This window comes from Rhodovarius sp. (genome assembly GCF_040399605.1).
GTDB classification, from domain to species: domain Bacteria; phylum Pseudomonadota; class Alphaproteobacteria; order Acetobacterales; family Acetobacteraceae; genus Rhodovarius; species Rhodovarius crocodyli_A.
Genome location: NZ_JBBARU010000122.1, coordinates 1 through 5916, shown reverse-complemented (window position 1 = coordinate 5916; position 5916 = coordinate 1). Strand labels below are relative to the sequence as shown.

General features: G+C 68.9%; 6 protein-coding genes. All 6 read right to left on the bottom strand.

Features of this window, described 5'->3' with window-relative positions; all coding sequences use genetic code 11:
* A partial coding sequence (locus ABWP84_RS17830; RefSeq protein ID WP_353213370.1) for a sigma 54-interacting transcriptional regulator occupies positions 1-732 on the bottom strand: 732 nt, incomplete at its 3' end.
* The gene (fliN, locus tag ABWP84_RS17825; RefSeq protein ID WP_353213369.1) at positions 732-1058 is read right to left on the bottom strand and encodes a flagellar motor switch protein FliN; all 327 of its coding nucleotides are present in this window, start codon (positions 1056-1058) and stop codon (positions 732-734) included. The genes fliN and ABWP84_RS17830, both read right to left, overlap by 1 nt.
* Positions 1055-2053 carry a flagellar motor switch protein FliG gene (gene fliG / locus ABWP84_RS17820; RefSeq protein WP_353213368.1) on the bottom strand — a complete coding sequence of 333 codons (999 nt, stop codon included), beginning with the start codon at positions 2051-2053 and terminating at the stop codon, positions 1055-1057. The genes fliN and fliG overlap by 4 nt, the downstream gene beginning before the upstream one ends.
* The gene (fliF, locus tag ABWP84_RS17815; protein WP_353213371.1) at positions 2050-3669 is read right to left on the bottom strand and encodes a flagellar basal-body MS-ring/collar protein FliF; all 1620 of its coding nucleotides are present in this window, start codon (positions 3667-3669) and stop codon (positions 2050-2052) included. Before fliF ends, fliG begins: the two co-directional genes overlap by 4 nt.
* 154 nt (positions 3670-3823) lie before the next feature.
* A complete protein-coding gene (locus ABWP84_RS17810; RefSeq protein WP_353213367.1) occupies positions 3824-4510 on the bottom strand; it encodes a flagellar hook capping FlgD N-terminal domain-containing protein in 687 nt (228 codons plus the stop codon).
* A 15-nt stretch (positions 4511-4525) separates the two neighbouring features.
* On the bottom strand, positions 4526-5916 hold a 1391-nt coding region (locus tag ABWP84_RS17805; RefSeq protein WP_353213366.1), incomplete at its 5' end, for a flagellar hook-length control protein FliK.

Genomic DNA, 5916 nt, shown 5'->3' with positions numbered 1-5916 from the left:
TAGCCGGTCCACCTCGCGCTCCTGAATGGCGCGCAGCAGCTTGGCCTGCAAATGCGGCTGCATCTCGCCGATCTCATCGAGCAGGATGGTGCCGCGATCGGCCTGTTCGAACTTGCCGCGCCGGGCGGCGACAGCGCCGCTGAAGGCGCCTTTCTCGTGGCCGAACAGCTCGCTCTCCAACAGGCTTTCCGGCAGCGCCGCCACATTGAGCGCGACAAAGGGCCCACGGGCGCGGCGCGAGGCGGCATGGATATGCCGCGCCATCACCTCCTTGCCCGTGCCGCTCTCGCCGGTGATCAGCACCGAGGCCTCACTGCGCGCGACCTGCGCCGCACGCTCGAGCAGCGCGCGCATCTGGCCATCCTGCACCACCGGCGCGTCATCATGGCCGGAGACGGCGGCGAGCATGGCGGCGATCAGCTCAGCATCGGGCGGCAGGGGCAGGAAATCCCGTGCGCCGGCGCGAATCGCCCGCAACGCCGCCTCGGCATCATGAGTACGGCCGCAGGCGATGACGGGGGTGGCGATGCGCTCCTCCAGCAGGGTTTGCACCAGCCAAGCGACGTCATGGGCGATGTCGCAGAAGACAAGGTCAGCGCCCTGGCTGCGCAGCACCTCCAGCGCCGCCATGGTGCCATCGGCCTGCAGCAGCCGCGCACCCCGGGCATGGGCCAGCCGGCCCGCCTGGCCCAATTCCCCCTCCAGCGTGCCGATGATGAGCAGGCGTGCCATCAGCCGCCCCTGTCGGATTTCACGATTTCGGTCATCGAGATCCCTAGGCGGCTATCATCAACCATCACCACCTCGCCGCGTGCGACAAGGCGATTATTGACATAAATATCAACCGCCTCACCCAGTTTTCGGTCGAGTTCAACCACCGCGCCGCGGCCGAGCTTGAGCAATTGCGACACCTGCATGGTGGCGCGCCCCAGCACGGCAGAGACCTGCACCGGAATGTCATAGGCCGCCTCCACATCGCGCGGGCCCATGGCGCCGCTGCGCTTGGCCGCGAGTTCGGTGGCACTGGCCGGTTGGAAGGCTTCGGGCGTGTCGCTCATTCGGTCATCTCCTCATCGCGCGCTTCGGCCAGGGTAATCTGGCCTTGGGCTGCAAGTTCTTTGGCGGCGACCACGAGGGCGGCCTGCGCCACATCCACATCCTTGAGGCGAACAGGGCCCATGGCGGCGAGATCGTCACGCATCAGCTTCGAGGCCCGCCCGGTCATATTGCTGAGGAACAATTCGCGCAGTTCGGGCGAGGCGCCTTTGAGTGCCAACAGGAGCTTCTCGCTATCAAATGCGCGCAACAGCGTGGCGATACCTGGGCCGTCGAGCCGGCGAAGATCTTCGAAGGTGAACATCAGGCTGCGGATGCGCTCGGCACTCTCGCGATTGCGCTCCTCCAGCGAGGCCATGATGCGCCCTTCCGAGGCACGGTCGAGATTGTTGAAGATCTCGGCCATGATCTCGTGGCTGTCGCGCGCCTGGGTGCGTGCGAGGTTGGACATGAACTCGCCCTTGAGCGTCCGCTGCACACCCTCCAGCGCCTCTTTCTGCACATTCTCCATCCGCAGCATGCGCATCACCACCTCCATGGCGAGGCGATCGGGCAGCAGGGACAGGACGCGCGCCGCATGCTCGGGGCGGATCTTGGACAGCACCACGGCAATGGTCTGCGGGTATTCATTCTTGAGGTAATTGGCGAGCACCGCCTCATTCACATTGCCCAGCTTTTCCCACATGGTGCGGCCGGCCGGGCCGCTGAGATCCTCCATGATTTGCCGCACCTGGTCGGGCGGCAGGGTCTTGAGCAGCATGCGCTCGGTGCTGGCCAGGCTGCCGAAGATTTTGCCCGGCTGGCCGATGGTTTCGCAAAATTCGTTCAGCACCGCCTCCACCTCGGCCGGGGCCATGGGCCCCAGCGCCGCCATGGCGGCCGAAAGGTCGCGAATTTCATCCTGATGCATCCGCTCGAAGAGCGGTGCGGCATCCTCCTCGCCCAGGGCCAGGATGATGGCCGCGGCCTTATTCGCGCCTTTCAGCAAGCGGCTCATAGGTCGTCATCCTCCGACATCCAGCCCCGAAGCACGGTCATCGCCGCATCGGGCTGGGTTTGCACGATCGCCGCCAGCTTTTGGATGGAGGAGGGCCGGACATGGGTCTCGATCTTCTCCAGACCGCCATCCTGCTCGGCCCTTGCCAAGGCCTGTCCAGGCGTGGCGTCGGGCAGCGCAGCCGCCATCATCGGCTGGCCGGCACTGTTCAGGGCGGGTGCGGCCATGGCACCGGCCAGCGCCGGCTGCGGCGCCAGCGCGATGGCCAGGCGCCGCGCCAGCGGCCGGCCCACCAACAAAATGGCCAGCAGCGCCACCAGCGCCAGCACCCCCGTCTCCACCAGCCTTGCCACCATCGCCTGCGGCAGATCGATGCCCAGCATCCCCGGCGGCGGCGGCGCCTCGGGCTCGGCAAAGCGCATGGAGACCACCTCAACCCTATCGCCGCGCTGCTCATTGAAGCCCACGGCGCCGCGCACCAGCGTGCTCAGCCTTGCCAGTTCCTCGGCCGTGCGTTCGCGAATGCGCGGCGGGCCCGCCTCCACCGGCTCGGCCACACCATCGACCAGCACCGCCACCGAAAGGCGGCGAATAACCGGATGTTCACGCAACGAATTGCGGGTGGTGCGGCCAATCTCGAAATTGGTCGTCTCCTCCTGCCGCGATTCGGTGCTGGCACTGCCAGTATTGGCTTCACTTCCGGGCAGGTTATTGGCCACCGAAACACTGCCCGGCTCCGCACCACGGCTGGTTTCGCTGCTGGATTGGGTGCTGCGTGGCACCTGATTATCGGCGTCGAAGCGCTCCTCGCGCAGCTCCACACGCTCGAAATCGAGATCGATCGAGGCTTCGGCGCGCACCCGGCCCACGCCCAGCGTGCGCTCGAGCATCTCCTCGATGCCGCGCGCCATCCGCAGCTCCTGGCCACGGCGCATCTCCTCCTGCGTCGCAGCCCCCGCAGCGCCGCCCAAGGCCTGCCCGCCGCGCGCCAGCAACTCCCCCCGGCTGTCGATGATGGAGATATTGCGCGGCTGCAGCCCGGGCACGGCGGTGGCCACAAGGTGCAGCACCGCCTGCACGCCATCCCGGTCCAGCCGCTGGCTGCCTTGCATGCTCAGCACGATGGAGGCCTGCGCCTCCGCCCTCTCACGCGAGAAGGCCTCGCGCCGGGGCATCACCAGATGCACCCGCGCATTGCGCACGCCTGACAGGCTGCGGATGGTGCGCTGCAACTCGCCCTCCAGCGCGCGCAGCCGGTTCATATCCTGCTGGAAGGGGGTGGTGGTCAGGCTTTCATTGCGGTCGAATAATTCGTAGCCGACGCTGCCGCCCGCGGGCAGGCCTTCGCGCGCCAGGGAAAGGCGCAGCCTGGCCACATCCTCGGCCGGCACCATGATCTGCGTGCCGCCGCCGGTGATGCGGAAGGGGATGCGCGCCCGCTCGAGCGACTGCACCACCGCACCGGCATCACGCGTATCGAGATCGCCATAGAGCAGCGCCATGGGCGGGGATGCACCGCGCATCGCCAGCAGGGTGATGCCCAGCAGCAGCGCCGCCGCCACGCCGCCCAGCGCGACCAGGCGCAGCCGGCCCAGCGCCAGCAGATTGGCCAGCATGGCCTTCAAGCGAAGCGCCCTTCAGGGCTCTGCGGCGAGGTGCCCGCGGCAAGGTGATGCGTTCTATCCGGCATGGCGGCAGAATATGCCGGGCATGGTTGCGGGAAGGTTAAGCCGGCCAGGAAAATCCGACCCGATGATCAGCCCCGCGCCATCAGGGCTGCACCGAGCGCAGCTTGTCATAGCCCAGCGCCAGCGACCCAAAGCGCAGGGTCACCCCATCCGCGCCGCGCTCCACCCCGGTGGGCCGGGCCAGCACGCCCGCGCTGATGGCCACCATCGCGCCATTGCCGTCACGGCCTTGGATGGTGAAGCCATAGCTGCCATCGGCCAATTGCCGGCCATTGCTGTCACGGCCATCCCAGCTCCATGTGCTCGTGGCCCCGGCGGTGAGGGTGGGGCGTGCCTCGCTCACCACCCGGCCGGATTGGTCGGTCACCTGAATCACCGCACTGCGGGCGGCACCAGCGGCGGGCAGGCGGAGTGCGGCCTGGGAATTCTGCAACGCCAATTGGCGGCTCTCCACCTCCACCACCCGGCCCAGCAGCCCCGAGGCGGTGGTCATTGTATTGCCCTGCTGCAGGGTGATGAGCTGTTGCAGATTGCTATTGGTCTGCACCTGCTGCTCGACGGCGGTGAACTGCACGAGCTGCTCGGTCATCTTGTTCACATCCATCGCATTGGATGGGTCCTGATTGCGCAACTGCGTCGTCAACAGGGTGAGAAAGGTGTTGAAATCCGTGCCCAGGCCGCTGATGGCCTTGCCGCTGGTCTGGCGCTGGCCACTGGTGCCCGTGGTGCCGGCGGCGCTGGCGGTGGTGTTGGCAAGGCTGGCACTCATGGCGGTTTCCTCCGATCAGATATGGATATCAAGCAGCGAGAGCTGGAAGGCCTGCTGCGGGCTGGTGGAATTGGCCTCCCCCTGGGGCCGGCGGCTGCCTGGCCGGCGCTGCTGCTCCTGCCGGGCATGGCCATCCTGCTCCGCCATTTCGAAGCGTATGCCATCGGCATTGAGCGTGATGCCGCTCTGCGCCAGGCCCTGCTGCAGGTCACGCTGATCGCGGACCAGCAGGCTCAGCGTTTCCGGCCGCTCGGCGATCAGCCGCAGGCTGGCACCACCCGCCTCACGCCCAACCCGGATTTCGAGACGGCCCAGCTCCGCCGGATCCAGCGTGACGGAGAGCGTGGGCGTCGCACCGGGCGAGAGCAGCATGGCCATGGCCATGGGCATGACCTGGCGGGCCGGGGGCATGGGCGCGGCAGGCCCTGCCTCGCGCGGGGCTAGGCCCGGGGGCTGGGGCATGGCGGGCAATAGGGCGGGCTGGGTATCGGCGGTGGCGCTCGCTTCAGCCTGGGGGGCCAGGGCCGGCGGGGCCGGGGCATGATGCGCAGCCGCATGCGCCCCCGGCGGGGGTGCCGCCGGCATCGGGGCCAAGGGCGCTGGCGCTGTGGCTGAAGGCGCCGCCTCAGCGGCCGGCAGAGCGTGTTCCGCCCCCCCCGGCGCCGCGGCGGCGCTGCCGCGCTGCGATGCCGCCTTGAGCTGCAGCGGATTGGCAGCGGGCGCCGCCTCAGGCGCGATAGTGGCGGGGACGGGGGTGGGGGCGGGGGTGGCGGCGGCGACCATGGCTGCGGGCGCCATCGCGGCCATGGCGGGGGTTGCGGGGGCGGGCATGGGTGGCGGCATCATCACCAGGCCCAGCATCGCGGCGAGCCCATCAGCTGCCGGCGCGGCTGGGTTCGAGCCCTGCAAAGCCTCGGCCATGTCATCCGCCGCCTGGGCTTCGGGGGCGGAGGCGGGTTCGGCTTCGCTGGCGGCCAGGGCGAATGCCGCCGGCAAGAGGGCGGCCAGTTCCATGATTTCGGCCGCCTCACCGCTGCCGGGGGCCAATGCCAGGGCGGGGGGAGCGGTGGGGGTGGCGCCGGGGGTGGCGGCGGGTGCTTCGGCGGCCATGGCACCGAGGCCAGCCAGGCCCACGGGGCAGGCCACGGCGCGGCGCAGCGCCTCGCCAAAGCCCTGGGCCTCGGCCGCCACGGATGCCGAGGCCGCGTTGGGTGCGGCCGTGTTGCTCGGCGTTTGCACCGGCGGCTGAATCGCGAGGCTGGCATACATCGTCAGGCTCTCCTCATGCCGCCCGACGGAAATGCCGGGGTGGCGCGGCGGCGAGACCGTTGCATGGGGCGTGCCAGGGCGATGGGGGGAAAGCGCCGCAGCTTCGCGGCAGATATTGCCGGTCAGGGCGCGAAAAT

What these genes read in the sequence shown, in the direction of transcription:
- fliN (WP_353213369.1), bottom strand. Translation starts at nt 1,058, where the DNA reads ATGAGCGACACGCCCGAAGCCTTCCAACCGGCCAGTGCCACCGAACTC.
- fliG (WP_353213368.1), bottom strand. Translation starts at nt 2,053, where the DNA reads ATGAGCCGCTTGCTGAAAGGCGCGAATAAGGCCGCGGCCATCATCCTG.
- fliF (WP_353213371.1), bottom strand. Translation starts at nt 3,669, where the DNA reads ATGCTGGCCAATCTGCTGGCGCTGGGCCGGCTGCGCCTGGTCGCGCTG.
- ABWP84_RS17810 (WP_353213367.1), bottom strand. Translation starts at nt 4,510, where the DNA reads ATGAGTGCCAGCCTTGCCAACACCACCGCCAGCGCCGCCGGCACCACG.